The sequence below is a fragment of the Chitinophaga sp. RAB17 genome, assembly GCF_052114225.1.
In the GTDB taxonomy this organism is placed as follows: Bacteria; Bacteroidota; Bacteroidia; order Chitinophagales; family Chitinophagaceae; genus Chitinophaga.
The window spans coordinates 1-26,195 of record NZ_JBFREI010000014.1; the positions used below are offsets into that span (position 1 = coordinate 1).

Here is a 26,195-nt window from a genome sequence, read left to right on the forward strand (position 1 = left end):
CTAATAGCTAATGGCTAACAGCTATTTAATCTAATATTTTGGTCTGCTTAACCATTTGCGTTAATCTAATAGCTAATGGCTAACAGCTATTTAATCTAATATTTTGGTCTGCTTAACCATTTGCGTTAATCTAACAGCTAATGGCTAACAGCTATTTAATCTAATATTTTGGTCTGCTTAACCATTTGCGTTAATCTAATAGCTAATGGCTAACAGCTATTTAATCTAATATTTTGGTCTGCTTAACCACTCGCGTTAATCTAACAGCTAATGGCTAACAGCTAACTGCTGTTTCAACTACATATCGTATTCCAGGTTGGGGCGAAGCCATTGCTCCGCTTCTTCTATTGTCCAGCCTTTGCGGGCAGCATAGTCTATTACCTGGTCTTTTTCTATTTTGCCTAATCCGAAATACTTGCCTTCCGGATTCGCAAAGTACCAGCCACTCACACTGGAGGCAGGGTACATGGCCAGCGATTCTGTCAGTGTAATGCCGGTGTTTTCGGTGGCACTTAACAGGTCAAACAACTTGTATTTCTCAGTATGGTCAGGGCAGGCAGGATAACCTGGTGCCGGACGTATACCCGCATATTCTTCCTTAATCAGTTGTTCATTGCTGAGATGCTCTTCTGTAGCGTATCCCCAGAACTCTTTACGTACACGTTCGTGCATGAGTTCTGCGAAAGCTTCCGCCAGCCTGTCGGCCAGCGCTTTCAGCATAATGCTGTTATAGTCATCATGCTCCTCTTTGAATTTATCCAGCCACTTTTCAATGCCAATACCAGTAGTCACCGCAAACCCGCCAATGTAGTCGGTTTTGCCACTTTCTTCCGGGGCAATGAAATCAGCCAGGGAGAAGTTAGCCTGTCCCGGGGCTTTCTTTACCTGCTGACGGAGGAACTCCAGCTGTACCGGCGCAATATCTGCCTGCTCAGGGGTTACCTTCACGGAGTCTGCAGCCACGCGGTTAGCAGGGTAGAGGCCTATTACAGCATTGGCCCCCAACCATTTTTCTGCAATCACTTTGTCCAGTAATTCCTTTGCATCGTGGAACAAACGGGTCGCTTCCACACCTACAATCTCATCAGTGAGAATCTGCGGGAATTTACCATGCAGTTCCCAGGCAATGAAGAATGGCTGCCAGTCAATATATGCGGCAATTTCTCCCAGGTCGTAGTTCTCAAACTTCATTACCCCGGTCTTCTTAGGCTTTACAGGTGTAAAGGTATCCCAGTTGATAAGGGTTTTGTTTTGTTGCGCTACGGCGATCGGAAGGAATTGTTTGGTTTGTTTTTTATTCCTGAATGCTTCATTCAGTTTGTGGTACTCTGCCTGTATGCCAGCCAGGAAGTCGGGTTTCAGCGCTTTGTTAAGCAAACTGCCGGTTACGGTTACACTACGGGAAGCATCCAATACGTGTACTACACCATGACCATATTCCTGGGCTATTTTAACAGCAGTATGGGTACGGCTGGTGGTAGCCCCTCCAATGATCAGCGGGATGTTAAAGTCCTGCCTTTTCAGCTCACGGGCTACGTGTACCATTTCATCCAGACTCGGAGTAATCAGGCCGCTAAGCCCGATAATATCTACTTTTTCCTGGCGGGCTGCCTGCAGAATTTTTTCTGCGGGTACCATTACGCCCAGGTCAATAATCTCATAGCCATTACAAGCCAGTACCACGCCTACGATGTTTTTACCGATATCGTGTACGTCTCCTTTTACAGTAGCCAGCAGTATTTTACCGGCGGCTTTTATTTCTCCGCCAAATTCTGCCTGCATACGCAATTTCTCTTCCTCAATATATGGTGTCAGAATGGCCACGGACTTTTTCATCACACGGGCACTCTTTACCACCTGAGGTAAAAACATTTTACCACTGCCGAACAGGTCACCAACGATGTTCATACCAGCCATCAGGGGGCCCTCAATCACATCCAGCGGACGGGGATATTTAACGCGGGCTTCTTCGGTATCTCCATCTATATAGTCAGTAATACCATTTACGAGGGCATGACTTAACCGCTCTTCCACAGTACCGAGCCTCCAGGTCTCATCTTTCTCTATTACCTTTCCTTTGGCCTTTACAGTTTCTGCAAACTGTATCAGTCTTTCGGTGGCATCGTCCCGTCTGTTTAGTATGGCATCCTCACATAGTTCCCGGAGCGTTGGTTCAATGTCGTCATATATCTGCAACATACCTGCATTCACGATACCCATGTCCATACCAGCTTTGATAGCATGAAAGAGGAATACGGAGTGCATGGCTTCCCGCACGGTTTCGTTTCCCCGGAAGGAGAATGATACGTTACTTACCCCACCACTTATTTTAGCCAGCGGCATCAGTTCTTTAATGCGGCGGGTAGCGTTTATAAACTCTACGGCATAGTTGTTATGTTCCTCAATACCGGTGGCAATCGCAAATATATTGGGATCGAAGATGATGTCTTGCGGTGCAAATCCCACCACTTCTGTCAATATCTTATAGGCACGGTGGCTGAAGGTGACCCTTTTTTCTTCGGTATCTGCCTGACCGTGTTCATCAAAAGCCATTACTACCACGGCGGCACCATAGCTTTTGCAGATATGTGCCTGCTCGATGAATTTGGCTTCTCCTTCTTTTAAGCTGATGGAGTTCACAATACATTTACCCTGTACACATTTCAACCCGGCTTCAATAACGGAAAACTTACTGGAGTCAATCATCACCGGGATACGGGAAATATCCGGTTCTGCTGCCAGGAGGTTCAGGTAGGTAGACATGGCCACTTCTCCATCGAGGAGGGCATCGTCCATGTTTACATCCAGAATCTGTGCGCCGCTTTCCACCTGTTGGCGGGCAACAGACAAGGCTTCTTCGTAAAGACCTTCCCTGACAAGGCGGGCAAATTTTTTGGATCCGGTTACGTTGGTACGTTCCCCTACGTTAAGAAAGTTGGTTTCAGGTCGCACTACCAGTGGTTCCAGTCCGCTCAAACGCATAAAGGGCTTGATTACCCTGCGTTCTTCGTTGACAATTGGCTCATTGGTAAGGTCTGTATTATGTATGATAGTTTCGCTCATTGTTGCTGTTAGTGGGAGTTAAATAGAAAACCTGCCGTAATTGATTATGCCAGTGTTTCGGCTAATACTGGTTTCAGACGTGGTTTGATATGCTTCACATGATCTGCAATGTGGCGTATATGATCTGGTGTGGTGCCGCAGCAACCACCTACCACGTTAACAAAGCCGGATGCGGCAAAGTCTTCGATGATACAGGCGGTATCTTCCGGTTCCTCATCGTATTCACCAAAGGCGTTAGGTAAACCAGCGTTAGGGTAGCAGCTCACATAGCAGCTGGCTATGTTGGAGAGCTCCTCTACATAAGGACGCATCTGTTGTCCGCCCAGGGCGCAGTTTAAGCCAATGGAAAACGGGTTGGCATGCATCACCGAGATATAGAATGCTTCCAGTGTTTGCCCGCTGAGGGTTCTGCCGGAGGCATCTGTAATAGTACCGGATATCATTACCGGTATTTCCGGCTTCCCTGATTCACGGTAATATTTCTTGATGGCATATATAGCTGCCTTGCAGTTCAGCGTATCAAAAATGGTTTCTATCAGCAGGATGTCCACACCACCTTCGGAGAGGCCCTTGACCTGTTCTTCGTAGGCTGCGGCTACTTCATCGAAGTATACGGAGCGGAAGCCCGGATTATTTACATCCGGTGACAGCGACAACGTTTTGTTCATGGGACCAATCGCTCCTGCTACAAAGCGGGGTTTGTCGGGTGTTTTGGCGTTATATTCTGCAGTTGCTTTTTTAGCAATGGTAGCAGCAGCTACGTTCAGCTCATAGGCCAGTTCCTGCATGTCGTAATCGGCCATTGCAATAGAGGTACTGCTGAAAGTATTGGTTTCAATAATGTCAGCGCCTGCTTCCAGGTACTCTTTATGAATGGCTTCAATGATATGAGGCTGTGTAAGATTCAGGAGGTCGTTGTTGCCTTTAAGATCGCTGGGATAGTTAGCAAAGCGGGTGCCCCTGTAGTCAGATTCCTGGAGTTGATAGCGTTGTATCATGGTGCCCATCGCACCATCAATGATAAGTATGCGCTCATTGGCGCAGTCTTGTAAAGATTTCATATTATCAAGGCGTTTATTAGTTACCGTTAAGAAAAGAGAACAGGGTCGAACAATAAACAAATCCACCCTGTAAAAGTCCCCACAAATATAACCTTTTCCCAGCTAATTTTTTGTTTTGTGAATTTGTGTTTCTTAAGATGTGGCCGGACTTTGACCGTATTTCCCCTAACTCTATATTTATAAGGTTAAATATAGATTTTGTTTATATCGGGAAAATTAATTTGGTAGTAGTCTATAAAGTCTACTATATTTGTAGGGTAATAGAAAGACACCATGCAACAAAATGATAGAAATATAGTGATTTACCCGGCCATGGCCACCCACCAGCCCTCCGCCTACACTCCTTGTAATTGCTGTTGCAATTAACAGATTCGTCATTAAGTTCTTCTCAATTATTTATTACAACAAAATTTATGTCAGTCATGACGATATCAGAACATATCCATACCCTGCATAAACACCTGGCTAGCCTGGGATTGCAACCAGTACCCGTATCAAATGATGACAGGCAACCGGAAGTTTTTAAGGTATGTTTTTTAAATAAATATGAAATGCAGCGGTGGAAAGAGCTGCAGGAAAAAAAGGAATCAGAAACCAATCATACAATATTTCAGGACGATCCGTTAAAGGATGCAGTCTGATAACTTTTCATAACGTGGAATTACAGGTTAAACGAAGACGGGTGCTATTCAGCACCCGTATTTTTTTGTATATAATTTATAATCCGTAATTCATTTATTTATTCTGTACATAACTTTCCAGCGGCAGCCGGTTACTGATAGAACGTGCCAGGGTCATTTCATCTGCATATTCTAATTCTCCCCCAAAAGCAATGCCACGGGCTATTGTGGTGATTTTTACCGGAAATTCCTTTAGTTTTTTAGAGAGATAGTAAATAGTAGTATCTCCCTCGATTGTAGGACTTACCGCCATAATCACCTCTTCCACTCCCTGGAACCGTACCCTTTCTACCAGCGAGTGTACATTCAGCTGATCCGGACCAATACCATCAATAGGAGAGATGATACCCCCCAACACATGATATAAACCATTGAATTGCTGGGTGTTTTCTATTGCCATTACATCCCGGATGCTTTCTACTACACATACCACCTGCTTTTGCCGGGAATGGCTGCTGCAAATACTGCACACTTCTGCATCCGATACATTATGACACACATTGCAAAACCGGATCTGTTGACGCATACGTGCAATCACATCACCAAACTGTTCTACCTGGGCTGTTTCCTGTTTCAACAGGTGCAGTACCAGGCGCAGGGCCGTTTTTTTACCGATCCCCGGCAGTTTCGCAAATTCATTTACCGCGTTTTCTATCAGTGCAGACGAAAATATCATAGTGCAAAGTTAGGAATATTGCAGCGGAGGGAGTAATCCGTTCCCTCCGCTATCGTTATTTAAATGCTTATTTTCTTTGTCAGCGTCCAGTTGGACTTGAGGTTGATCTTTTCGATAACGATCACCCGCTCCGGCTGCTTCCTGGGGTGGGAGTAATAGTTACCCCGATCCCATTTACCATTACCATTGGTATCCAGCAACAACCGCACTTCGTATTCACCCGGCGTAATGAAACGCTGGCTCCATTTACCGTTTACAATAGTGCCGGAATATTTAACGGTTTTGTCCTGTACCAGCTGCACTACATAATGCATGGCAGTATCGTTGATGGCATTCCTGGTACTATCGCCAATGTTTAGTTCCGTTACTGCAAAAATGGAATAGTCAGACACTTTTTTAGAGCTGAACTTAATGGTATCTGCCCTGGCCAGGTGCTGCCCTGCAGTATCTGTGGGGGCATCATTTGGAATAATGAGCCGGTATAGCGTTCCTTCCTTCCAGGGATAACCCACCGTCCACTGCGTTTTGGTAGAGTCCATATTGTTGGTAAAAGTCACCGGAGTATAGGCACTATCTTCTCCTAATATTACCCGGTTGCTGTCCAGGTTCCTGAGCGGCAGCGAAAAAGTGATTTTCAGCGGCTTGGGCAATTCCTGCTGCCCGCCTTCCAGGGAGGCGGTAGCCGTTAACTTAGGTAATTTCTTCTTTTTCTTTTCGTCTTCTTCCGGCTGTATATCCGTTGAGTCTATCGGCTCTGGTGGCGGCTTTATAGTACTGTCTGTTTCCATAAACAACAGCATATTCACATCTGAAAGGTTGCTTTCTTTCAGCACCAGTGGCTCTTCCACAAATGCAATCAGCTCAGTGGGCTGATTATACTGCAGATCGCGGTCTTCTTCTTTTAACGCAAAGATCTTGTACGCACCAGGCGCAATATTTTTGAACTTGAAAGAGCCATCTCCCTTGGTTTTGGCGTAGTATACCGGTTTTTCCTTCGAAACAATAGAGTCTGTCAGGTCGCGATACAGCATCACGGCTACGTTACTGTCTACTCTGCCATTTTCTGCATCTATGAGGTGTCCGCTTACCTGCAAACTATCGAGGTAATCGCCGGTGGACACCACATACTGGAAGTCCTGGGTAATATTGCGTTCATTGATATCGCGGATGGCATCCGCAAAGTTGAAAGTATAAGTAGTGTTGGGTACCAGCGTATCCTTGATTTCAAGGGTAACAGTATGCAGTTTGGCCGTCACTACGGGCGGGCGCTTCAGCGTAGGCGACACAATCAGCTTGTCGTTTACATTATCCAGCTCCACATATTCATCAAATATGAATGCCACTTTTTTGCTGTGAAAGTGAAGGGTGGAATCGCGGGGCGTTACCTGTAACAATACCGGAGGAAGACTGTCCCTCGGCCCCCCGCTGGGTGGTACAATGTTGGCGCATCGCGTAAATGAAATGGAAACGATAATAAACATCAGCCAGAAAACCCAGCCCCTGATATATTGATTCATGTACCTGATCGGATTAAGTAGGCTACAAACTTACGAACTCATTTAAAGAATTACGAATTTGGTAATACCTTGCCCGCATATACCTGTTTTTTCGTTAATCTTATATATGGCCAGTATCTACCTATTGCAGCGCACACAGTTCATCCCGGCTACGCCAGAGGAGGTATGGAACTATTTTTCCACCCCCGGCAACCTGCCACATATTACCCCCGCTTATATGCGCTTCACTGTTACATCGCCTCCTTATACGGGTCAGGTATATCCGGGGCAGGTTATTACTTATACCGTAGCCCCCATAGCGGGTATTCCCCTGGAGTGGATGACGGAAATTACCCATGTAGCGTATCTCGATTATTTTGTAGATGAACAAAGAGTTGGCCCCTACAGCATCTGGCATCATGAACACCATTTCCAGATAGTACCCGGTGGCGTAAATATGACGGACATTGTACATTACCGGCTACCCTTCGGATGGCTCGGAAAGCTTGCGCATGGCTTGTTTGTGAAAAAACAGCTGGAATCCTTATTCACCTACAGGCACAAGGCGGTGGAGAAAATCTTTGGCCCGGCTACTGCTGCTCAGTAATCGTTTTCGTTAAATTATCTCCGGTAAACAGTTTAAAGGTGCTTTTACCTGTTTTAGGCACAGCGCCCAGCCATAAAGGAACGGTAGCGGCCGAACTTTTATCGGGATTGGCCGTTGCCACAAAGTGGAGTGTGGCGTTGTTATCTAAATTGTCTGAAGTAGCAGATTCCAGCTGTATCTGGGTACCATAATAAGTAGGAGGCATGGTAGCAGCTATAACGATCGAGGTGCCAAAATCAGGCTGATCTATGGTGTTGTTCATGGTTTTAGCCATTCCGAATAAGCTGTCAAAAGATGCCTGGTTATCAATGATCCAGTAGGTAAGACTATCACTTACTTTGATCGTATTCTTCAGAAAATATCCTGATATCGGTTTTACCTCCAGCTGGCTTTCCGTAGATGCCTGCACAGATAGCGCAGTGTCGGTATCATTATCAGTGGAGTCGGTATTCGTCTTCTTTCCGTTGTTCACGCAGGAAACGGTGGCAAGTGTACAAACCGCAAGTACAAACAATTTGAAATGCATGGAATATGTTTTTGATAAATAACGTTAATCGCCAATAATAGTTTTACGGGAGATGGGTATTAACAGGGTGATGTTACCCACCGAATGTTTCCCGGTGCCGCTTATCCACGCTGTACGCGTTTTCTGCGTATAGTTGATGTTCATGCGGTTAATCACAATGCCTATCCCATAATCCATGCCAATGGTCCAATACTGCATATGTGTTTGCTGACTGCCGGACAATTGTTCAAAGTGAGTGTCCCGGGATCTGAAAATACCGCCCTGCACGAGCGCATTATAGCCAATAATACTAAACTGTGGCCTGGCCCGATCGGTACTCCGGTCCCATATATTGAAAAGTCATCATCTTCGTATATCCGTAATTGTTTGGTAGTATCCCGGGTGATTTGCCCGGATGCTACCTTAACACCGGCACAACGGAATAAGAGAAGTAACAATTTCTTCATGCAGTGGCTATTTAAGCGGGGTGGAATCAGAATACCTTGAAGATGTCAAACGCATCTTTTTGTAATTGTTCCCGATGATCCGGATGGGCAATGTTGATAAGTGCCTGCGCGCGCTGTTTGAGGTTTTTCCCCATCAGGTGTGCAATACCATATTCGGTAACTACATAATGTACATGCGCCCTGGTAGTTACTACGCTGGCGCCGGGTTGCAGCCGGGATACAATACGGGAAATTCCTTTGGAGGTGGCAGACGGGATGGCTATAATGGGCTTGCCATCCTGAGAAAGAGCGGCTCCCCGCATAAAATCCATTTGTCCGCCTACGCCACTGTACTGTCTGAATCCAATGGAATCTGCACATACCTGTCCGAAGATATCTATTTCGATAGCACTATTGATAGCAGTCACCCTGGGGTTTTTGCGGATAGTAGCAGGGTTATTCACATATTCTACATCCATGAGCCGCATAATCAGGTTGGTGTCCATAAAGTCATACAACCGCTGGCTGCCAATAGCAAAGCTGGAAATCAGCAAGCCGGGATGTACGGCTTTGTACTTGCCGGTAATCACGCCCCGTTCAACCAGGTCAATGATACCGTCAGAAAACATTTCCGTGTGAATGCCAAGGTCTTTGTGATTGGAGAGGCATTGCAGTACCGCGTTGGGAATACCGCCAATACCCATTTGCAGGGTAGCACGGTCATCTATCAGCGAGGCTACATGCCGACCTATGGAGAGTTCTATGTGACTGGGGGGATTAATTTTCTGTGCATAAATAGGGTAATCTACTTCTACGGCAGCATGTATTTTGGAAATATGGATTACACCATCGCCCAGCACCCGCGGCATCCTGGGATTTACCTCTGCAATAATAATTTTTGCCACATCCACGGCGGCCTTGCTCACATCGCAGGATACTCCCAGCGTGCAATACCCGTTTTTATCGGGAGGGGATACAGAAATGAGTGCTACGTCAATTGGCTGCTCGCTGTTACGAAAGTAGCGGGGTATTTCACTGAGGAACATGGGTACATAATTCGCCCGTCCTTCATTTACTGCTTTGCGGATATTTTTACCAACAAAAAAAGCATCAATTTGAAAAGCATGTGCATGCTCGGGTTCCGCATAAGGGGCGTCCCATTCGGTATGAATGCTTACCAGGCGCACTTGTTTTAGCTCATGACTGCGGGCGGTCATTGCGTTTACCAACTCTCTGGGGGTAGCTGCTGCGGTGTGTATAAATACGGTGTGTCCGGACTGTATTAATTCTACGGCTGCTTTAATCGATGTGTAGGACATAGTGGGTAATTTTCTCCAAAATTATCGTGCAGCAAAAAAAATAACTATGAGCAAAGTCATGTCGTAAATTTAATTTTTAGTGACTGCTTATTGTCAACAAACAATAATCAGGAATTGTTGGACTTTCTCTTTGAAATAACGGTGATGGATATACTAAATTACAGACCCGCAGTGGCGGCAGATACGGCAGCTATCAGGGAGGTTTCCATACAGAGCTACGGTCAGTTTGAAAATGTGCTGGCGCCGGAGCACTGGCAAAGAATGAAACATGGTATGAGCGATCAGGGGATGCTGGATGAGCTGATGCGTATTTCCACCACCTTTGTCTGCGATGCCGGCAATGAACTGGCAGGTGTGGTATTCCTGGTGCCATCCGGAAATCCAACGGATATTTACCCTGCCGACTGGGCCTATATCCGTCGTCTGGGTGTTCATCCCGGGTACCGGGGACATGGGATTGGCCGCAGGTTAACGGAAATGTGTGTTGAGCAGGCAGAAATCAATGGTGAAAAAATCCTGGGTTTGCATACCAGTACCATAATGCCGGATGCCCGGCACCTGTATGGTAAACTTGGATTTACACTGATTCGTGAGTTAGCGCCTATTTTGGGACAGCAATACTGGTTGTATAGCAAGGATTTACAACAATAGTTATCCATTTTAGCTCTATATGTTGATAAATTCATATTATCTGTTGTGACTTGTACATGCTTTAATTTTCTATATTAGCAATCTAAAACCTGGTACACAACTTCTTTGCGGCGTGATTTGGCACATATAAGTGAGCAGATGCTCATTGAGCGGTTAGTGATAGGGGATCCTGCGGCAAAAGAGTTGTTGTATGACCGCTATGCGGGAGCGCTTTATAGTATGGTGCTGCAGTTGGTACCAATAAGAGAGCGGGCGGATGATGTAATTGTAAGGGTATTTACCTGGGCCTTTCATCACATTGGAACATTTCATTCATCGGGTTACAAGACCTTGTTCGCGTGGCTAATGCGCAAAACACGAGAGCTCGCCATTAAAGAAGCACTGCCGGAAACCGCATTGACCGGATCAGAGCTGATGAAACAGGAAGAGGGAGTATTACAACGATTTTATTTAGTGCTGCCAGCCGACCAGCAGCAAGTGTTCCGGCTTAGTTATTTTAAAGGATTATCAATCACAACGATAGCTCGCTTACTGGCCCTGCCGGAAGAGCAAATAAATGACATCCTGGGAGATGCGATGAAATCTTTCAGACAATTCTTAAAAGATACTTGGAACTAAAATTTTACATAGAAAGCGGTATTATCGAGTCCTTTGTGCTGGGCCTCGCTTCTGAAGCAGAAGTAGAAGAGCTGCAACACATGAGAAAACTATATCCTGAACTGGATACAGAAGTGGAATTCGTTGAGCGCCGTTTGGAACGGGCCGCATTTGATGAGCCTGCTATGCCTCCTGCGGAAGTGCGCGATCGCGTACTGCAAAAAATCAGGTGGGAGCAGGGACATGGTTATTCAGATCCGTCCTCCAACTATACTTTTATTAACATTCAACCAAAAGACGGGAGCCATATCACCGTTCACCGCTGGTGGAAGATATTCTTTATTATCTTTTTCATCATGTCTAAAGTATTTCTTTTCCTGGCTATCTTTTATTACCTCAAATACCGCATGTCGCAGGAACAGCACAGCGATCATCTCCACCGCCAAACCAAACAGGAACAAACACAAAATACAATAGCGTAATTTTCCGGCCGGAAAATCGTTATTAAAAATATTTTCTCAATTTGAGAATCCGCTATGTTCGGATTTAACGTATCTATTGATATGGTATTTATTAATTATATTTTGCATTTGAGTCGTTTCGTAATCTCGTAGTTTGAACATCAGTAACTATATAGAAAGTGGCATTATAGAGCGTTACCTGCTTGGCCTCACTTCTCCTGAACAGGAAGAGGAATTACTCCATCTGCGCCAGATTTATCCGCTTTTGGAACTGGAAATAACAGCAGCAGAGCTTCGGTTCGAGGACAAGCTGCAGGAAGAAGGTGTAAATCCTCCATATGAATTGCGGAATACTGTACTTCAGCGGATCCGGAAGGGGAGTGGCACAAAGGAACGAAGCTGGGGGAGCTATAACAGCCATGAACATACGAATCCGGCCCCTACTTATATACAATTGGAGCCTTTCTGGAACCGCCGCATATCTGTGAGCATGTGGTGGCGTTGCGCGTTTATTGCCCTCGTAGTGCTGACAATGGCGCTCGCCGCCAGTACCTGGCATTTCTATCATCGCGCAGAACAACTGGAAGACGTGCTCATAAAGCTCAAAGTCCCCGTGGTAAACAATCCTGCACCAGCCACCTATTAAAGGCTTACTTTCATTTGGTACGTTTCTTGCAAATGCTGAACTTGCCGCCGTATTCGTGCTGTTATAAACCTTATTTGATAACTGCGTGTTGAATACTATGGCATTTAAACACACAAACTAATTTCCCATGAGAAAATTTTCATTTGCAGCATTACTGATGGCTATTGTGGCCGTTTTTGCATCTTCCTGCTCCCCAAAACAAGGTGTTACGCAAGACATTAACAAAAGCGCGGTAAAGGGTAACTGGGTATTAACCGATATTAAATATGAAGGTATTCCTGACAACGCCAAAGTAACTGTATTCGATGAAGCGAATGCAAAATGCTTTATTGGTAGCCAGTGGGTACTTCCTGACAACTGGGCAGGAGGTTCTTACACACTCTCTTCTACAGATGGTGGTTGCAGTGCAGTAACACAAAATATTGCTTGGACATTGACCAAATCAGGCGGTGTTACTATGTTCGGCTTCAAAAAGCTGTACAGCGGCGATAAAGCCAAAAACGTAACAACAGGTTACAGAGTGGAAGTGGTGAGCGCAGGTAGTACGATGACCTGGAGAGCAAATGTAAACTTCGAAAGTAAGAGCGCAGCAATCATCTACACATTGCAACGCAAATAACATAGAGCTTAAGGCTTAAAGTAGAAAGCAAAAAGCTATTGAAGCGAATGACAGAAGCGGGTAATCATATAAACTTCGCTGCTATCATTCGCTTCAATAGCTTTTTGCTTTCTGCCTTTTGCTTTCTGCTATAAATAGTATATTTAATACGCAATAATCAAGCACCAGAATTATGAGCACGCATTCCCAAATTCAATTCCTGGCACACGCCAGCTTCCAGATCACCACGCCCGAAGGACATGTTATTTTAATAGACCCCTGGTATACCAATAATCCGGCAATGCCAGCGGATCTGAAAATCCCGGAAAAGGTAGACCTGATATTGATTACACATGGGCATCGTGATCACCTGGATAGCAAAATAGTAGATATCATACGTACCAAATCTCCCAAGGTAATTGCCAATCCCATTGTACGCTTCTATTTACAGGAACAAGGTGTGCCGGATCATGTATTTGAGCCGATGAACGCCGGTGGTACGGTCAGTATCCTGAATGTAAAAATAACAATGACCAATGCTTTTCATTTTGCGCATATCAATCTACCGGATGGTAAGATCGGGTATCCGCATGCCAGCAACGGTTTCATTGTATGGATGAGCGATGATGTTTCTGTTTATTATTCCGGTGATACTTCTGTATTTGCAGACATGGAATTAATAGGCGAAATTTATGAGCCGGATATTGCTATTCTGCCTATTGGCGACCGTTTCACGATGGGACCATTGGAAGCAGCTTTCGCCATCCGGCTGTTGAAAGTAAAGCATGTGATTCCTTGCCACTACGGTACCATGCCTACACTAAGTGGCACCCCGGAAAAGCTGGCCGCTTTAACAGAAGATGTGGACCGATTGGAAATTCATGCGCTGAAGCCCGGAGAAATATTAGATACCAGTATCATAAAAACGCGATACCGATAGCGAAATGTAGAAGAATAGTTAAATCCCGATTCATGTTACCCCTTAGTACTGCACGCTTATTCATATATCCATGCCGTTTGCCCCTGCTGACGGAAATATATCTGCGGCATCCTCATGCCCGCGAAGTATTGGAGGCCGGCATACCGGAAGATTGGCCCCAGGAGGATCTGAAAGAACAATTGCCTCACTTTATAGAGCTGCTGCAACATGATCCCAAATCATTTCCCTGGATGTTATGGATTATTGTATCCAAAGAAGAGAGAGTGGTGATAGGAGATGCAGGCTTTAAAGGCCGCCCGGATAAAAATGGCGTGGTGGAAATTGGCTATGCCATGTTGCCGTCTCACCGGGGCCAGGGATATATGCAGGAAGCTGCTACCGCCCTGGTATCATGGGCATTCCGGCAGCCACATGTGAAAAAGCTGATTGCGGAGTGCGATGTTACCAACGTTGCTTCTATGAAAGTTTTACAACACCTGGGCATGGAAGAAATAGCTTCTTCCGGAGAAATGCTGCATTGGCATTTGTTGAATCAATAGCGTAGATACGTAGTCGTTATTCCGTCATATTTTGCTTCGCAAAACGGATAAAGAGTTGGCAAAGTTTGTCCTGAAGCCCCTGCAGATAAGTGAAATGCAGCTTCCGTACCAGCTTAAAGTTTTTCACCGGTAAAATGGTAAACTCTCCCAGCTCCAGTTCGCGCTGTACTGCATGTAAGGAAACAAAGGCAGCACAGGGCGAATGGTGCAGGTATGATTTGATACTTTCCGTACTGCCCATATACATAGCCACATTCAGGTCAGTGATCTTTAGTTTTAAGCGTTTCAGTTCTTCCGTAATCACTTCCAGGGTACCGGAACCATGTTCCCGCATCAAGAGTGGAATGGTTTTCAGGTCAGCCGCTGTTAATGGTTCCCCGGTGCCATACTGGTGTTTAACATTGCCTACCAGCACAATTTCATCTTTTGCAAACTCCACATATTTCAGCAACGGATTTTTAGAACTACCTTCTATAATGCCCAGCTGTATTGTTTTTTCAAACAGGGCCTGTTCAATTTGCTCTGTATTACCATTTGTCAGGGATGTTTTTACATCCGGATAACGCTGGTTGAACTTAGCAAGCAATGGTGGTATCAGGTATTGTGCGATAGTGGTGCTGGCTCCTATTGGTAACAGCCCGCCCTGCATATGTTTCAGCTGATTTACATCATATTCGAGATTGCGATAATCGGTGAAAATGATTTCTGCATGATGCATCACCAGCAAACCAGCGCGGGTTAATTTTATTTTGTTGCCTATTCTTTCAAACATAGCCATCCCCAATTGCTGCTCCAACTCATGTATATGCTTGGTAACAGCTGGTTGTGAAATGTATAACTCCTCTGCAGCTTTGGTGAAGCTAAGGCGTTTGGCTACGGTATGAAATACCCTGAGTCTGAAATCGAACATGCAATAAAAATACAAAATAACCTTACAACTCAGGCGGCGTAAAGCCAAAGTGTTTATAAATACCCTGTCCCTGTGGTCCCATCAGGAAGTCCATAAAAGCCTTCGCAGCTTCCGGATGCGGTGCACTTTTCAGGATACCTGCCCAATAGGAAGCCCGGATGTTTTCCTTTTCCGGTATCCTTACCAGGTCTACCGGGTGCGCAATCATTTGCTGGTAGTATGCTTCTGTAAACCATACCGGGCCTGCATCTGCCTGTTTGTAAAGGATGCGTAAAGGTGTTTCCCGGTGATGAATTTTTGTGAGATAGGTGCTGCCTTTGGCCACCTTATCTTTCATAATGGTTTGTTGCAGCGTAGTACCACCTGCTTTTACATAGGCTTCTTCTATCCGCTTACCGATGCCTTCCCAGGCGGGATTGGGCATGCTTACCCTTACGTCTTTCCGGGCCAGGTCAGAGAGACGGTTCACTTTTTTAGGATTGCCTTTCGGTACCATAATGGCCAGGGTATTGCCTGCATAATTTTTTACCAGGGAGAAGCTATCCTTTAGCTGATCTATACGGCCTTTGCCCGCGGTATAGATGTCCGGTTGTATAGCAATACGTAGATTACCCAGTACCAGCGATCCGCTGAGGATTTGCTGCGCCAGTATGCCAGGCGGCAATGTTTCTGCAAATACGCGCTTATACTGTGGATATGTCTTCTTAAAATCAGTGATCAGGGAATCGATGACCATAAACTGATTGCCTGCAAAAAAGATGACCAGTTGCGGATCGATAATGTCGCCGTATAAATCAGGTACGTTATCGATGCCGGGCACAGTAAAGGCCACGCCGGCGGCTGGTGGCGTATTCCAGGGTGGATCGAAGTGATGATCCTGGGCATGTAACGCCCCTGCCAATAGTAGGGTTACCATCAGCGTTGTTATAAAGTATTTCATGCTTTTCGTTTATGGGTGTACGTAAGACCAGCCTTCCGCTTGTTTGATAATTAATTCACCGTTACCGCTGGGAGTGTAACTGATGAAGGGAAACAAATCTTCTTTAGGGATATTTCTTTCCCGCAGGGTGTTTTCGCATTCTACCAGCAGCACGCCTTTCGTCTGCAGTTCCTGTAGCAATGATTCGTAAGGATGATCTTTTTTGAAGGCAGTAACGCCGCCTCCATGCGCTACCAGTTCAATGGTTACTTTGTTTTGCAGGCGTGGATCTTCCAGGGCGTTCTTGATGTTGCGCAGGGTATTGCGGATTACTTTATCATCATCGCTGTTGAGCTGATAAATAGCCTTGTACTTCGTTTTACGCTGACTCATGGCATATTGGGTACCCAATATGGTAAAGAGGCAGAGCAGGATCATTACTTTCTTCATGGTTCTTCTATTGTTTAACGATTAATGTTGCATGGGTTTAAACGGTCCGTATTTATGTTGTTGCTCTGAGTAAGCATCTGCATAGGGTCCAAAAGGAAAGTCAATAGGTTTTCGTTTTATATCCTGCCAGTCGGCCGACTGATCTTTATGCGGTCTTGGCTGTGAATTAATGAATGCCGCCACGTCCCAGGACTCTTCATCGGTGAGGCGGGGATTATTATGATCTACGCCAAAGGGCATATTGTATTTCACGTAGCCGGCAAAGCTGGAAAGGCGGAACAGACCTGCACCATCATTGTAGCTGTGCGGGCCCCATAGCGGCGGAAAAGTATAGGTGATGTTATCTGGTGTTTTTACACCTTCTCCGTTGGCGCCGTGGCAGCTCTGGCACTGTTGCTGGTATACCTGTGCACCTTTTTTCGGATCTGCCGGACGGGAGAGGAAGGCGATTTTTTGGATGCCACTGCCATCCGGCTTAGCCTGTGGCGTTACTTCACTACCCAGCCATTCAATATAGGCTTTTATAGCCACCATCTCTTTGCTGTTGCTGTCTGGTGCGGTACCATTTAAGCTACGCTCAAAACAGTCGCTGATACGTTTATTAAGAGTTTCCGTACTGTTGGACCTTGCCCTGAATCTGGGATAGGACGCGGCGGTGAAACTGTAGTTATTGCCGAATGGTTTTGTGCCGGCCTGCAGATGACAGTTCTGGCAATTCATCCCATTGGTGATGGATCGTACACTGCCTTTGGGGCCCAGGTATCGGGCTGTTTCGCTTACCAATGCTTGTCCGTAAAGAATAGCAGTCCCCTTTTCCCCGCTGGGAATGGTGGTAACAGCCGGTGGGCGCCATAAGGGCGTTGCAGCTGCCAGCGCAGCAGGTGCCTTTGGAATGTCCGGGTGAGTTAAATCGCGCGTGCAAAGCAACAATGTTTCAATACCGAGTAGCATCACTAATATTAACAGGCATGCAAAAGATCCGGATAGGATCCGCTTATAACGTTGAATCTTATTGGTTTCCATTAAAATTACAGGTTGGTGGATTACGATACAAAAGTAGGGTGCCACCATAGCGAAGTCAAATAACTAATAACTATTTGTGATAACTATAAGTTATTGACAACAAGTGATTAAAAAACGTAAGCACTCAAAATAGAGAAAATGTTTTTGAATGAAAATGGAGGTGTTATCAGTGGTAAAATAGGAGTATGAATAAAGGAGGAGTTGCGTGTTAATAATAAAAAGAGGATGTATCATAAGATACATCCTCTCCGGGAAATTAATTATTTAGCTTCAGTTCAGATGATCAGCTTACGCTTTCTTCTTTCCTGCGTTTTTGTTATTTGATTTGTAGCGCATGTCAGGCGTACCATCTTTTTTGGTAGGTCCTGCTGCAGCTGGAGCGGCAGTAGTTTTGTTTTCTTTAAAGCGTTTATCTGGCGTACCGTCTTTCTTTGTTTTAGCGGCGGTAGCTGCCGGAGCTGGAGCAGGAGCTGCTGCCGGTGTTGTAGTGGCTGCTGTTTTCTTTTCTGCTTTCTCTGCTTTCTTCTCGGTTTTAGTTTTAGCAGCTTTTACTTCTTTTTTCGCGGTGGCAGGTGTTTGCGCCATTGTTACGGTTAAACCCATAAACATGGCCAACAATCCGGTGAGGAGCTTTTTCATATCAAATATGTTTTACGAAAATTTAAGCTTTTTTCTTCATTGCTGTATCCGCTACCAGCCATTTTAAGCAATATTTAATAATTAGTTTTTCTCCACCCACATGCCGTTTTCGCGGATCAGGTTAATCAGTTCATTCACGGCAACATCACTGTTGAGGCCGCGTTTCACGATTTCTTTACCCCGGTAAAGGGTGATTTTGCCTACACCGCTGCCTACATAACCAAAGTCGGCATCGGCCATTTCACCGGGACCGTTCACGATACAGCCCATGATGGCAATTTTCACGCCTTTCAGGTGATGGGTTACTGCCCGGATCCTGGCAGTAGTTTCCTGTAAATCGAATAGGGTACGGCCACAGGAAGGACAGGAAATATATTCTGTTTTGGAAATACGGGTACGGGTAGCCTGTAAAATACCAAATGCTACGTTGTTCAAAGTGAGTAGTGCAGGGCTGTTATCCGCATTACTTAACCACAGTCCATCGCCGAAACCATCTAAGAGCAGGGCCCCGGCTTCAGTGGCATGGTGGATCAGGTGTTCATCTGCCGAAGGCTGGTGACTGATGCTATGGATGATAACAGGAACGTGGATATTTTTATTCAGCAGTAAAATGAACAGGCGTCTGATAGCGGCCATGGCATTGCTTCCGGTGGCAGTAGCTATCAGCACGGTGCTGGCGGCAACAGTCGCATTGGCCAGTTGCAGCAGTAATTGCTCATGATCTTCTGTATCCAGGTGATTACAATCAAACTGTACAAAGTTGATATGGCCGGTTTCCTGCTGCTGGCAGGCGGCTACATAATGACGGACATCAAAGTAGGGAACCAGCTCCTGTTTGTTGGTGAGACTTTGCCAGTATTCAGCATCTATCACTACCCGCAAAGTGCCGGGCAATCCGAAAGAAGGCAGTTGTTTGCCGGTGTAGATATAGTCTGCTGCTGCATCGCCGATATTCCATTTATCACTGGGTTCATCATATTGATAGCCGATGGCGGTCAGGTCTGCCGGTTGCAGGTGTTCCTTTGCGCTGTAATCTGCTACTACTACTGGCACCTGTTTCTCCCCGATGTTTTCCACATGGGTAGTTTCGCGGCGCTGGTATGTAAAAGGAGAGTACGGCACGGTGGTTACCGGTGGAATAGTCGTATAGTCGTTGCGGTTAGCATATCTCTTCACAATATCCTTACATACTGGAAGCTCAAATTCAGGGTCCTCTGTCAGGGATACGCGAATGGTATCGCCTACGCCATCTTCCAGCAATGTACCGATACCGATAGCCGATTTAATGCGGCCATCTTCGCCATCGCCGGCTTCTGTTACGCCCAGGTGCAGCGGGTAGCAGTGGCCCAGTTCCTGCTGCATGGTTTGCACCAGCAGGCGGTAAGCCTGTACCATCACCTGTGGGTTACTGGCTTTCATGCTCAGTATAATATTGCGGTAGTTCAGGTTTTCTGCAATACGCAAAAATTCCATGGCACTTTCCACCATACCCATGGGAGTATCGCCGTAGCGGCTCATGATACGATCGCTCAGCGAGCCGTGGTTGGTGCCGATGCGCATAGCAGTACCATATTCCTTACAGATCTTTACCAGGGGAGAAAAACGTTCGCGGATGCGATCTATTTCTTCCAGGTACTCACTGTCGGTATAATCTATCTGTTCAAATTTCTTCTTATCTACATAGTTTCCCGGGTTCACACGTACTTTTTCTACGATGCGTGCGGCTATTTCTGCTGCATTGGGGGTAAAGTGGATATCTGCTACCAGCGGAACGTTGTAGCCTTGTTTGCGTAGTTCGTTTTTGATCACGAGCAGGTTATCCGCTTCTTTTTTGCTGGGAGCGGTAATACGCACCAATTCTGCACCAGCTTCGATACAACGGATCGTTTGCGCTACTGTAGCGGCGGTGTCCATAGTATCGGTGGTGGTCATCGTTTGAATGCGGATCGGGTTAAAATTTCCGATAATAAGATCTCCCACCTTAACTTCCAGTGTGGCCAATCGCTTGTATTCTGTCAGAGAGTCGCAATAAAGTTGCATACGTTTTTTTGTTTTCCTGCGGAAGCAAAGTTAACTAAACCTGCTTAGTAAAAGTCTAAAAAAGCGGTGATATATCACCACACCTTAAAGCTACATTAAATTCCACGAACGGCAGGCACAGGGCGACACAAATAGGGGATAAAGCCGTAAATTTGAGCCTTCATATGTTAGTTAATAAAAGCATTGATATACCTTATCAGCAGCTGCCATTTAAAGGGCAGTTTAATATCGCATCACTGGGCATGTTCCGCAATGAACTGACAGACCAGCCTCACCGCCATGATCACTTTCAAATTATCTGGTTTACAAAAGGGAAAGGCAGGCACATGGTGGATTTCGTGTGGTATGATGTGGATGATAATATGATCTTTCTACTCAGACCCGGACAGGTACATCAGCTCGACTGTGAGCGGGAAGGCTACTTCCTTTATTTTACAGAACAGTTTTATTTCACTAACAAACATGATAAAGAAACACTGTACGACTTTACGACGCTTTTCGATAACTGGCACGGATACGGGCCCATCCGGATCAGCGACAATGCCACTGCATCTTTGCAGGGATTGATTGAGCTGATGAGCAGAGAAAAAAACTTTGCCCCCAACTGCAGCCAGGGTATTGTGAAACATTACCTGAATGCCTTCTTATTGCTGGCGGAAAGGGAAAAGAAACGCAATGCCACAGAAACCATGATGCCGCTTACCCACGATGCCCGGGTAGTACAGCTCCGGCGCCTGCTGGAGCAACACTACCATTGTGAACACCAGGTAGCTTTTTATGCCGCCGCTTTTGCCCTCACCCCAAAAAGACTGAACGAAATTACGAAAGACACCACCGGTCGCACAGTGACGGAACTATTGCACGACCGGATTGTGCTCGAATCCAAACGCAACCTGGCATTTAGTCATAAAAGTGTCAAGGAGATCTGCTACGAGCTTGGATTTGAAGACCCTGCTTACTTTAGCCGCTTTTTTAAAAATAATACGGGTATCTCTCCACAGGATTTCCGGGACATGATGTTCAAATAGTACAAGTCAATAGCTGAATTGTCCTAACACGCTCCACTAACCCCGGTTTATATTTGCATACTTATTTGCCAGCCCTTATCAACGGCTTTTTTTAGACGCTATAGATTAATATATGAACATCTGGAAACCGCTTTGCCTGCTGGTCATTACAGCAGGTTGCAGTTCGGCGGCTGTGATGGGTCAAACCCGCCCGCTCACCTTGCAGGAAGCACTACAAACAGGATTGAAAAATTATCAGTCCATCAAGGCAAAAGAAAACTATGCTAAAGCAGCTACAGAAAATATCAGTGCAGTAAAAAGAGAATACTTACCTGATTTGAATCTTTCCGCTCAAAACAGCTATGGTACCGTGAATGGGGAAAATGGCCCGATGTGGGGCTACAAAGGCTGGACCACCGGAGCCTCCGGACCGGCACTGCCCACGCAAAACTGGAATGCCGCTTTTGGCGGACTGTATCTCGCTAACATCAGCTGGGATGTAGTGACGTTTGGCCGCCAACATGCAAAAGTATTGGCCGCCAAAGAACAGCTGAATACTAACCGCGCAGACCTGGACCAGGAAACATTTGAACAACAAATACGCATTGCCGGCGCGTATCTCAACCTGCTGGCAGCACAACGTTTAAGAGGTTCCATGGAATCCAACCTGAAACGTGCACAGGACCTGCAACATATTATTGTATCCCGCGCGTTGAATGGCCTCAGTGCCGGGGTAGACAGCTCCATCGCCAACGCAGAAGTATCCAAAGCGAAACTGACCCTGGTGGATGCCGTGAATTATGAAAATGCCCAGAGTAACAAACTGGCGGAAATGATGGATGTACCGGCACAGGACTTTAACCTGGACACCACTTTTGTTACCAAAATTCCCAATAAGCTGCTGGAAACAGTATCAGCACAGGATTCTGTGTCTTTGAAGGAACAACCACTGCTGAAATTATTCAGTTCCCGCGTTACCCTGAGTGAAGCCAATCAACAACTGATCAGTAAAAACGCCATGCCCCGCCTGTCATTTATGGGCGTGATGCAAACGCGCGGTTCCGGTTTTGACTACGACTATAGCGCCGCTAACCTGAGCCACTATAGCCAGGGATACTGGTCGGGCGTGAAACCGCAGGTAGCTAATTACCTCGTAGGCCTCAACCTTTCCTGGACGGTAACAGATCTGTGGCGCACGCACTCGCAGGTAGCCCGCCAGCACTATACCACAGAAGGATTGAAGAATGAATACAATCAAACCTACAGCCGCCTGCAACATCAGCTGCAACTGTCGGAACAACAAATAGATAATGCAGTGAAAAAATACCGGGAAGCGCCTGTTGGCCTGAAAGCAGCCAGTGACGCATTTCTGCAGAAGAGTACCCTGTATGAAAACGGATTATCCAATATCGCAGACCTGGCCCAGGCCCTGTATAATATTAACCGGGCAGAAACAGACAGAGATATTGCCTACAACGGCGTATGGCAGGCAATACTCTATAAATCTGCTACAGTAGGGGATTTGCAATTGTTCCTTGGGCAGCTGTAACGATTAGCTGTTAGCTTTTAGCAGTTAGCTTTTAGATTAGAGCGACTGGCTTCATAAGTTATCCGCTCTAATCTAAAAGCTAACAGCTCCACAAAAACCTTCAATTTCTGAACGAACTTATATGAACCTGATTAAAACCGCATTACAAAAACCAATAGCCATCATCGTAGTTGTGATGGGTCTTTTGTTTTTTGGTATTAAATCTACGCGGGATATTAAAATAGATATCTTCCCAGACCTCAACCTGCCGGCCATTTACGTATCACAACCTTATGGTGGTATGTCGCCACAACAGATGGAAGGTTTTATTGCTACCAACTATCAGAATCTCTTCCTGTATGTAACAGGTGTAAAGGATATTGAAGCCAAAAATATTCAGGGCCTCACCATGATTAAGATCTCTTTTTATGAAGGGACCAACATGGCGCAAGCCGCGGCGGAAGTGACAGCCATGGCCAATCGTGCATTCTCCTCGATGCCGTCTGGTACGCAACCGCCTTTTATTATTCGCTTTGATGCGAGCACCTTGCCCATCGGGCAGCTGGCACTGAGCAGTCCTACCCGTTCCAATAACGAACTGCAGGATCTGGCCATGACCGTAGTACGACCCTCCTTTAGCCGTATTGCCGGTCTTACTTCACCGGCACCTTTTGGTGGTAACTCCCGCACCATCGTGATCCACGTAGATCCGGAACAGATGCGCAGTCACCATCTTACGGCAGACCAGGTAGTTGCCGCCATCAAAGACAATAACCAGATATCTCCGGCAGGTAACGTGCGTATCGGTGATATCACCTATCTCACCCCCGCCAATACAGTCATCCGTACTGTAAAAGAATTTGAAAATATTCCGCTGGTAATGGGAGATGGTCCTACCGTGTTTGTGAGAGATGTAGCCAAAGTAGAAGATGCGGCCGATGTGACCAGCAGCTATGCAGTTATCAATGGTAAGCGTTCTGTTTATCTGCCCATCATTAAAACTGCAGATGCTTCTACATGGACGGTGGTGAATAATTTAAAAGGAGCATTACCCAATATCCAGAAATTATTACCGGAAGACGTAAAAATATCTTTTGTATTTGACCAGAGTGTATATGTAATCAATGCGGTGAAAAGTTTGATCAGTGAAGGGGTAATTGGGGCGGTATTGACAGCCCTGATGGTGCTGTTGTTCCTTGGAGATCGCCGTAGCGCTTACATTGTGATCATCACCATTCCGGTGTCTATCATCATTGGTGTGATGTTCCTGAAACTCTTCGGGCAAACCATCAATATTATGACACTGAGTGGGCTGGCACTCGCAATCGGTATCCTGGTAGATGAGTCTACTGTTACCATTGAAAATATTCACCAGCACCTGGAAATGGGTAAGCCCAAAGCCCAGGCAGTATGGCATGCGTGTCAGGAAATTGCTTTCCCGAAATTACTGATCCTGCTATGTATACTCGCGGTATTTGCACCTTCTTTTACCATGACAGGTGTACCCCGCGCGATGTTCATGCCATTGTCGCTGGCCATCGGATTTTCCATGATTGCTTCTTACCTCCTGTCACAAACACTGGTGCCTATCCTGGCAAACTGGATGTTGAAGGAAGAAAAGTTTCAGCATCATGCCCGTCCGCATGTACATAGCAACGATGCGCATAAAACAGCCGGCTATATAGAAACAGAGATAGCAGATGAAAAGCAACACACGAAAACTATTTCAGGCTTCGACCGATTTAAGCTTCGCTTTATCGGATGGCTGGAAACATTACTAAAAAGACGGAAACTCGTCATCGGTGCTTACTTCCTGGGTGTTCTCGGAATAGTAGCCCTTTGCATAAGTATTATAGGCCGTGATATTTTACCTAAACTGAATAACGGACAATTCCAGTTGCGCCTGAAAGAGCCAACGGGAACCCGCCTGGAACGGACGGAAACCATGCTTATTAAATCAACCGAGATTCTGAAGGAGATGGTCGGTGCTAAAAACATCGACATCACCTCCTCCTTTATCGGTACACATCCCTCGTCCTATTCTACCAATCCCATTTACCTGTTCATGGCCACTCCTAATGAGGCAGTACTGCAGGTAAATCTGAAAGAGGATTACAAGGTGAATATGGACGAGTTTAAGGAGAAACTCCGTAAGCGTATCCATGAGCAAATGCCGGAAGTGAAGATGAGCTTTGAGCCTATTGACCTGACCGACAAGGTAATGAGCCAGGGTGCGGCTACGCCCATTGAAATTGCGGTGATGGGCAAAAACCTGAAAGAGAGTGTACCATTTGCCAAGAAGGTAATGGAAGAGATGAAAAAGATCCCTTACCTGCGGGACGTACAGATTAATCAACCGATGGACTATCCGGCTATCCGTATTAACATTGACCGGGAAAGGGCCGGGCAGCTGGGCGTAAGCGTAACAGACATCGCCAAATCGCTGACAGCATCTACTTCTTCCAGCCGCTTTACGGAAAAGAATAACTGGCTGGATGAGCGGAACGCCACCTCTTATTTTGTACAGATATCTGTACCGGAAAATGAAATGAGCAGTATCAATGATATGGCGGCTATTCCGGTGAGTAAAGACAAGTCACGCCCTTCATTGGGAGATGTGGCTACGCTGACACCGGATACCATTGTAGGAGAATATGATCGTATCGGAGCCGTAAGAATTGTGTCTATCGGCGCTAATATTTATAAGAAAGATCTGGGCAATGCTTCTGCGGCAGTTGCGGCCGCTATTAAGCGTGCCGGCGAGCCACCACGTGGTATTACCGTAGAAAAGCGAGGCTTGATGAATTTGTTGGGAGACACGCTGGATAGTTTACAATCCGGATTGGCAGTAGCCATTGTGGTGATCCTGTTATTGCTGGCGGCAAACTTCCAGTCGTTCAAAGTGGCGCTGGTGGTTATTTCTACTATCCCGGCAGTATTGGCGGGTTCGCTGATCATGTTGCTGATCACCGGATCTACCCTTAATCTGCAGTCTTACATGGGTATTATCATGTCGGTGGGTGTATCGGTGGCCAATGCTATTCTGCTGATTACGAATGCTGAGAAATTGCGGCTGGAAAATCATGATGCCCGCAGATCTGCGCTGGAAGGGACATCTATTCGGTTACGTCCTATCCTGATGACCAGTATCGCCATGGTGGCCGGTATGATACCAATGGCTTCCGGTTTGGGTGAAGCGGGTGATCAAACGGCTCCATTGGGTCGCGCCGTAATTGGCGGATTGATCGCCAGTACGTTTGCCTCCCTGTTTATTCTGCCGTTGATTTTCTCCTGGGTACAACAGAAAACTACCGTGAAATCAGTGTCGCTGGATCCGGAAGATGAAAACAGCCAGTATTATGTTCCAGGCGCGGAACGTGTTTAACAGCGCCTT

General features: G+C 46.0%; 25 protein-coding genes. 12 read left to right on the plus strand and 13 right to left on the minus strand.

Features of this window, described 5'->3' with window-relative positions; genetic code table 11:
* Positions 1-297: 297 nt before the first annotated feature.
* Both metH and AB4Z08_RS30775 read right to left on the minus strand, forming a co-directional pair.
* A complete protein-coding gene (gene metH / locus AB4Z08_RS30770) occupies positions 298-3,063 on the minus strand; it encodes a methionine synthase (RefSeq protein ID WP_441577627.1) in 2,766 nt (921 codons plus the stop codon).
* 44 nt (positions 3,064-3,107) lie between these two features.
* Entirely contained in the window at positions 3,108-4,124 is a 1,017-nt protein-coding gene (locus AB4Z08_RS30775) for a homocysteine S-methyltransferase family protein (RefSeq protein WP_441577628.1), read from the minus strand.
* 422 nt (positions 4,125-4,546) lie between these two features.
* Here AB4Z08_RS30775 and AB4Z08_RS30780 point away from each other — a divergent pair, with 422 nt between their 5' ends.
* Entirely contained in the window at positions 4,547-4,765 is a 219-nt protein-coding gene (locus AB4Z08_RS30780; protein WP_133807689.1) for a hypothetical protein, read from the plus strand.
* A gap of 94 nt (positions 4,766-4,859) precedes the next feature.
* Here the strand turns inward: AB4Z08_RS30780 and recR are convergent, their stop codons facing one another.
* Positions 4,860-5,480, minus strand: coding sequence for a recombination mediator RecR (gene recR, locus AB4Z08_RS30785; protein WP_441577629.1), 621 nt, complete (start codon positions 5,478-5,480; stop codon positions 4,860-4,862).
* Positions 5,481-5,539: 59 nt separating this feature from the next.
* Positions 5,540-6,997, minus strand: a complete 1,458-nt coding sequence (locus tag AB4Z08_RS30790) for an Ig-like domain-containing protein (RefSeq protein ID WP_441577630.1) — start codon at positions 6,995-6,997, stop codon at positions 5,540-5,542.
* Positions 6,998-7,103: 106 nt separating this feature from the next.
* On the opposite strand from AB4Z08_RS30790, the gene AB4Z08_RS30795 reads away from it, so the two are divergent.
* Positions 7,104-7,583: an SRPBCC family protein gene (locus AB4Z08_RS30795; protein WP_441577631.1), complete on the plus strand. Its 480-nt coding sequence runs from the start codon at positions 7,104-7,106 to the stop codon at positions 7,581-7,583.
* Here the strand turns inward: AB4Z08_RS30795 and AB4Z08_RS30800 are convergent.
* The 3 genes from AB4Z08_RS30800 to AB4Z08_RS30810 form a co-directional block, all read right to left on the minus strand.
* Positions 7,567-8,109: a hypothetical protein gene (locus tag AB4Z08_RS30800; RefSeq protein WP_441577632.1), complete on the minus strand. Its 543-nt coding sequence runs from the start codon at positions 8,107-8,109 to the stop codon at positions 7,567-7,569. The two genes, AB4Z08_RS30795 and AB4Z08_RS30800, sit on opposite strands and share 17 nt — an antisense overlap.
* 24 nt (positions 8,110-8,133) lie before the next feature.
* A complete protein-coding gene (locus AB4Z08_RS30805; RefSeq protein WP_441577633.1) occupies positions 8,134-8,376 on the minus strand; it encodes a hypothetical protein in 243 nt (80 codons plus the stop codon).
* A gap of 205 nt (positions 8,377-8,581) precedes the next feature.
* Complete coding sequence (locus AB4Z08_RS30810) at positions 8,582-9,853, minus strand: acetyl-CoA hydrolase/transferase family protein (protein WP_441577634.1); 1,272 nt, start codon at positions 9,851-9,853, stop codon at positions 8,582-8,584.
* Between the two features lie 144 nt (positions 9,854-9,997).
* Here AB4Z08_RS30810 and AB4Z08_RS30815 point away from each other — a divergent pair, with 144 nt between their 5' ends.
* From AB4Z08_RS30815 to AB4Z08_RS30845, 7 genes are all read left to right on the plus strand, one after another.
* On the plus strand, positions 9,998-10,504 hold the full coding sequence (locus tag AB4Z08_RS30815; RefSeq protein ID WP_441577635.1) for a GNAT family N-acetyltransferase: 507 nt from the start codon (positions 9,998-10,000) through the stop codon (positions 10,502-10,504).
* Between the two features lie 117 nt (positions 10,505-10,621).
* Complete coding sequence (locus AB4Z08_RS30820) at positions 10,622-11,122, plus strand: RNA polymerase sigma factor (protein WP_441577636.1); 501 nt, start codon at positions 10,622-10,624, stop codon at positions 11,120-11,122.
* The gene (locus AB4Z08_RS30825; protein WP_441577637.1) at positions 11,113-11,583 is read left to right on the plus strand and encodes a hypothetical protein; all 471 of its coding nucleotides are present in this window, start codon (positions 11,113-11,115) and stop codon (positions 11,581-11,583) included. The genes AB4Z08_RS30820 and AB4Z08_RS30825 overlap by 10 nt, the downstream gene beginning before the upstream one ends.
* 133 nt (positions 11,584-11,716) lie before the next feature.
* The gene (locus tag AB4Z08_RS30830; RefSeq protein ID WP_441577638.1) at positions 11,717-12,208 is read left to right on the plus strand and encodes a hypothetical protein; all 492 of its coding nucleotides are present in this window, start codon (positions 11,717-11,719) and stop codon (positions 12,206-12,208) included.
* A 127-nt stretch (positions 12,209-12,335) separates the two neighbouring features.
* Positions 12,336-12,827: a hypothetical protein gene (locus tag AB4Z08_RS30835; protein ID WP_441577639.1), complete on the plus strand. Its 492-nt coding sequence runs from the start codon at positions 12,336-12,338 to the stop codon at positions 12,825-12,827.
* Positions 12,828-12,999: 172 nt separating this feature from the next.
* Positions 13,000-13,746, plus strand: coding sequence for a metal-dependent hydrolase (locus AB4Z08_RS30840; protein ID WP_441577640.1), 747 nt, complete (start codon positions 13,000-13,002; stop codon positions 13,744-13,746).
* A gap of 32 nt (positions 13,747-13,778) precedes the next feature.
* Positions 13,779-14,285 carry a GNAT family N-acetyltransferase gene (locus AB4Z08_RS30845; protein ID WP_441577641.1) on the plus strand — a complete coding sequence of 169 codons (507 nt, stop codon included), beginning with the start codon at positions 13,779-13,781 and terminating at the stop codon, positions 14,283-14,285.
* Between the two features lie 16 nt (positions 14,286-14,301).
* On the opposite strand, the gene AB4Z08_RS30850 is transcribed toward AB4Z08_RS30845, so the two are convergent.
* The 6 genes from AB4Z08_RS30850 to ispG form a co-directional block, all read right to left on the minus strand.
* Entirely contained in the window at positions 14,302-15,195 is an 894-nt protein-coding gene (locus AB4Z08_RS30850; RefSeq protein ID WP_331961384.1) for a LysR substrate-binding domain-containing protein, read from the minus strand.
* A 22-nt stretch (positions 15,196-15,217) separates the two neighbouring features.
* Complete coding sequence (locus AB4Z08_RS30855; protein ID WP_441577642.1) at positions 15,218-16,135, minus strand: molybdate ABC transporter substrate-binding protein; 918 nt, start codon at positions 16,133-16,135, stop codon at positions 15,218-15,220.
* Between the two features lie 9 nt (positions 16,136-16,144).
* A complete protein-coding gene (locus AB4Z08_RS30860) occupies positions 16,145-16,564 on the minus strand; it encodes a DsrE family protein (protein WP_441577643.1) in 420 nt (139 codons plus the stop codon).
* A gap of 21 nt (positions 16,565-16,585) precedes the next feature.
* On the minus strand, positions 16,586-17,587 hold the full coding sequence (locus AB4Z08_RS30865; protein WP_441577644.1) for a c-type cytochrome: 1,002 nt from the start codon (positions 17,585-17,587) through the stop codon (positions 16,586-16,588).
* Positions 17,588-17,875: 288 nt separating this feature from the next.
* Positions 17,876-18,226, minus strand: coding sequence for a hypothetical protein (locus tag AB4Z08_RS30870; RefSeq protein ID WP_441577645.1), 351 nt, complete (start codon positions 18,224-18,226; stop codon positions 17,876-17,878).
* Positions 18,227-18,307: 81 nt separating this feature from the next.
* Positions 18,308-20,266, minus strand: a complete 1,959-nt coding sequence (ispG, locus tag AB4Z08_RS30875) for a (E)-4-hydroxy-3-methylbut-2-enyl-diphosphate synthase (RefSeq protein ID WP_441577646.1) — start codon at positions 20,264-20,266, stop codon at positions 18,308-18,310.
* Between the two features lie 164 nt (positions 20,267-20,430).
* On the opposite strand from ispG, the gene AB4Z08_RS30880 reads away from it, so the two are divergent.
* The 3 genes from AB4Z08_RS30880 (at position 20,431) to AB4Z08_RS30890 (ending at position 26,186) form a co-directional block, all read left to right on the plus strand.
* Positions 20,431-21,294 carry a helix-turn-helix domain-containing protein gene (locus AB4Z08_RS30880; RefSeq protein WP_441577647.1) on the plus strand — a complete coding sequence of 288 codons (864 nt, stop codon included), beginning with the start codon at positions 20,431-20,433 and terminating at the stop codon, positions 21,292-21,294.
* 112 nt (positions 21,295-21,406) lie between these two features.
* A complete protein-coding gene (locus AB4Z08_RS30885; protein ID WP_441577648.1) occupies positions 21,407-22,822 on the plus strand; it encodes a TolC family protein in 1,416 nt (471 codons plus the stop codon).
* Between the two features lie 121 nt (positions 22,823-22,943).
* Positions 22,944-26,186, plus strand: coding sequence for an efflux RND transporter permease subunit (locus AB4Z08_RS30890; RefSeq protein ID WP_441577649.1), 3,243 nt, complete (start codon positions 22,944-22,946; stop codon positions 26,184-26,186).
* The last annotated feature ends 9 nt before the right edge of the window (positions 26,187-26,195 follow it).

Coding starts and splice junctions, on each gene's coding strand:
- AB4Z08_RS30810 (WP_441577634.1), bottom strand. CDS start 9,853: ATGTCCTACACATCGATTAAAGCAGCCGTAGAATTAATACAGTCCGGA.
- AB4Z08_RS30815 (WP_441577635.1), top strand. CDS start 9,998: ATGGATATACTAAATTACAGACCCGCAGTGGCGGCAGATACGGCAGCT.
- AB4Z08_RS30845 (WP_441577641.1), top strand. CDS start 13,779: ATGTTACCCCTTAGTACTGCACGCTTATTCATATATCCATGCCGTTTG.
- AB4Z08_RS30890 (WP_441577649.1), top strand. CDS start 22,944: ATGAACCTGATTAAAACCGCATTACAAAAACCAATAGCCATCATCGTA.
- AB4Z08_RS30835 (WP_441577639.1), top strand. CDS start 12,336: ATGAGAAAATTTTCATTTGCAGCATTACTGATGGCTATTGTGGCCGTT.
- AB4Z08_RS30780 (WP_133807689.1), top strand. CDS start 4,547: ATGACGATATCAGAACATATCCATACCCTGCATAAACACCTGGCTAGC.
- AB4Z08_RS30855 (WP_441577642.1), bottom strand. CDS start 16,135: ATGAAATACTTTATAACAACGCTGATGGTAACCCTACTATTGGCAGGG.
- AB4Z08_RS30795 (WP_441577631.1), top strand. CDS start 7,104: ATGGCCAGTATCTACCTATTGCAGCGCACACAGTTCATCCCGGCTACG.
- AB4Z08_RS30880 (WP_441577647.1), top strand. CDS start 20,431: ATGTTAGTTAATAAAAGCATTGATATACCTTATCAGCAGCTGCCATTT.
- ispG (WP_441577646.1), bottom strand. CDS start 20,266: ATGCAACTTTATTGCGACTCTCTGACAGAATACAAGCGATTGGCCACA.
- AB4Z08_RS30800 (WP_441577632.1), bottom strand. CDS start 8,109: ATGCATTTCAAATTGTTTGTACTTGCGGTTTGTACACTTGCCACCGTT.
- AB4Z08_RS30840 (WP_441577640.1), top strand. CDS start 13,000: ATGAGCACGCATTCCCAAATTCAATTCCTGGCACACGCCAGCTTCCAG.
- AB4Z08_RS30860 (WP_441577643.1), bottom strand. CDS start 16,564: ATGAAGAAAGTAATGATCCTGCTCTGCCTCTTTACCATATTGGGTACC.
- AB4Z08_RS30790 (WP_441577630.1), bottom strand. CDS start 6,997: ATGAATCAATATATCAGGGGCTGGGTTTTCTGGCTGATGTTTATTATC.
- metH (WP_441577627.1), bottom strand. CDS start 3,063: ATGAGCGAAACTATCATACATAATACAGACCTTACCAATGAGCCAATT.
- AB4Z08_RS30870 (WP_441577645.1), bottom strand. CDS start 18,226: ATGAAAAAGCTCCTCACCGGATTGTTGGCCATGTTTATGGGTTTAACC.
- AB4Z08_RS30775 (WP_441577628.1), bottom strand. CDS start 4,124: ATGAAATCTTTACAAGACTGCGCCAATGAGCGCATACTTATCATTGAT.
- AB4Z08_RS30865 (WP_441577644.1), bottom strand. CDS start 17,587: ATGGAAACCAATAAGATTCAACGTTATAAGCGGATCCTATCCGGATCT.
- AB4Z08_RS30885 (WP_441577648.1), top strand. CDS start 21,407: ATGAACATCTGGAAACCGCTTTGCCTGCTGGTCATTACAGCAGGTTGC.
- AB4Z08_RS30850 (WP_331961384.1), bottom strand. CDS start 15,195: ATGTTCGATTTCAGACTCAGGGTATTTCATACCGTAGCCAAACGCCTT.
- recR (WP_441577629.1), bottom strand. CDS start 5,480: ATGATATTTTCGTCTGCACTGATAGAAAACGCGGTAAATGAATTTGCG.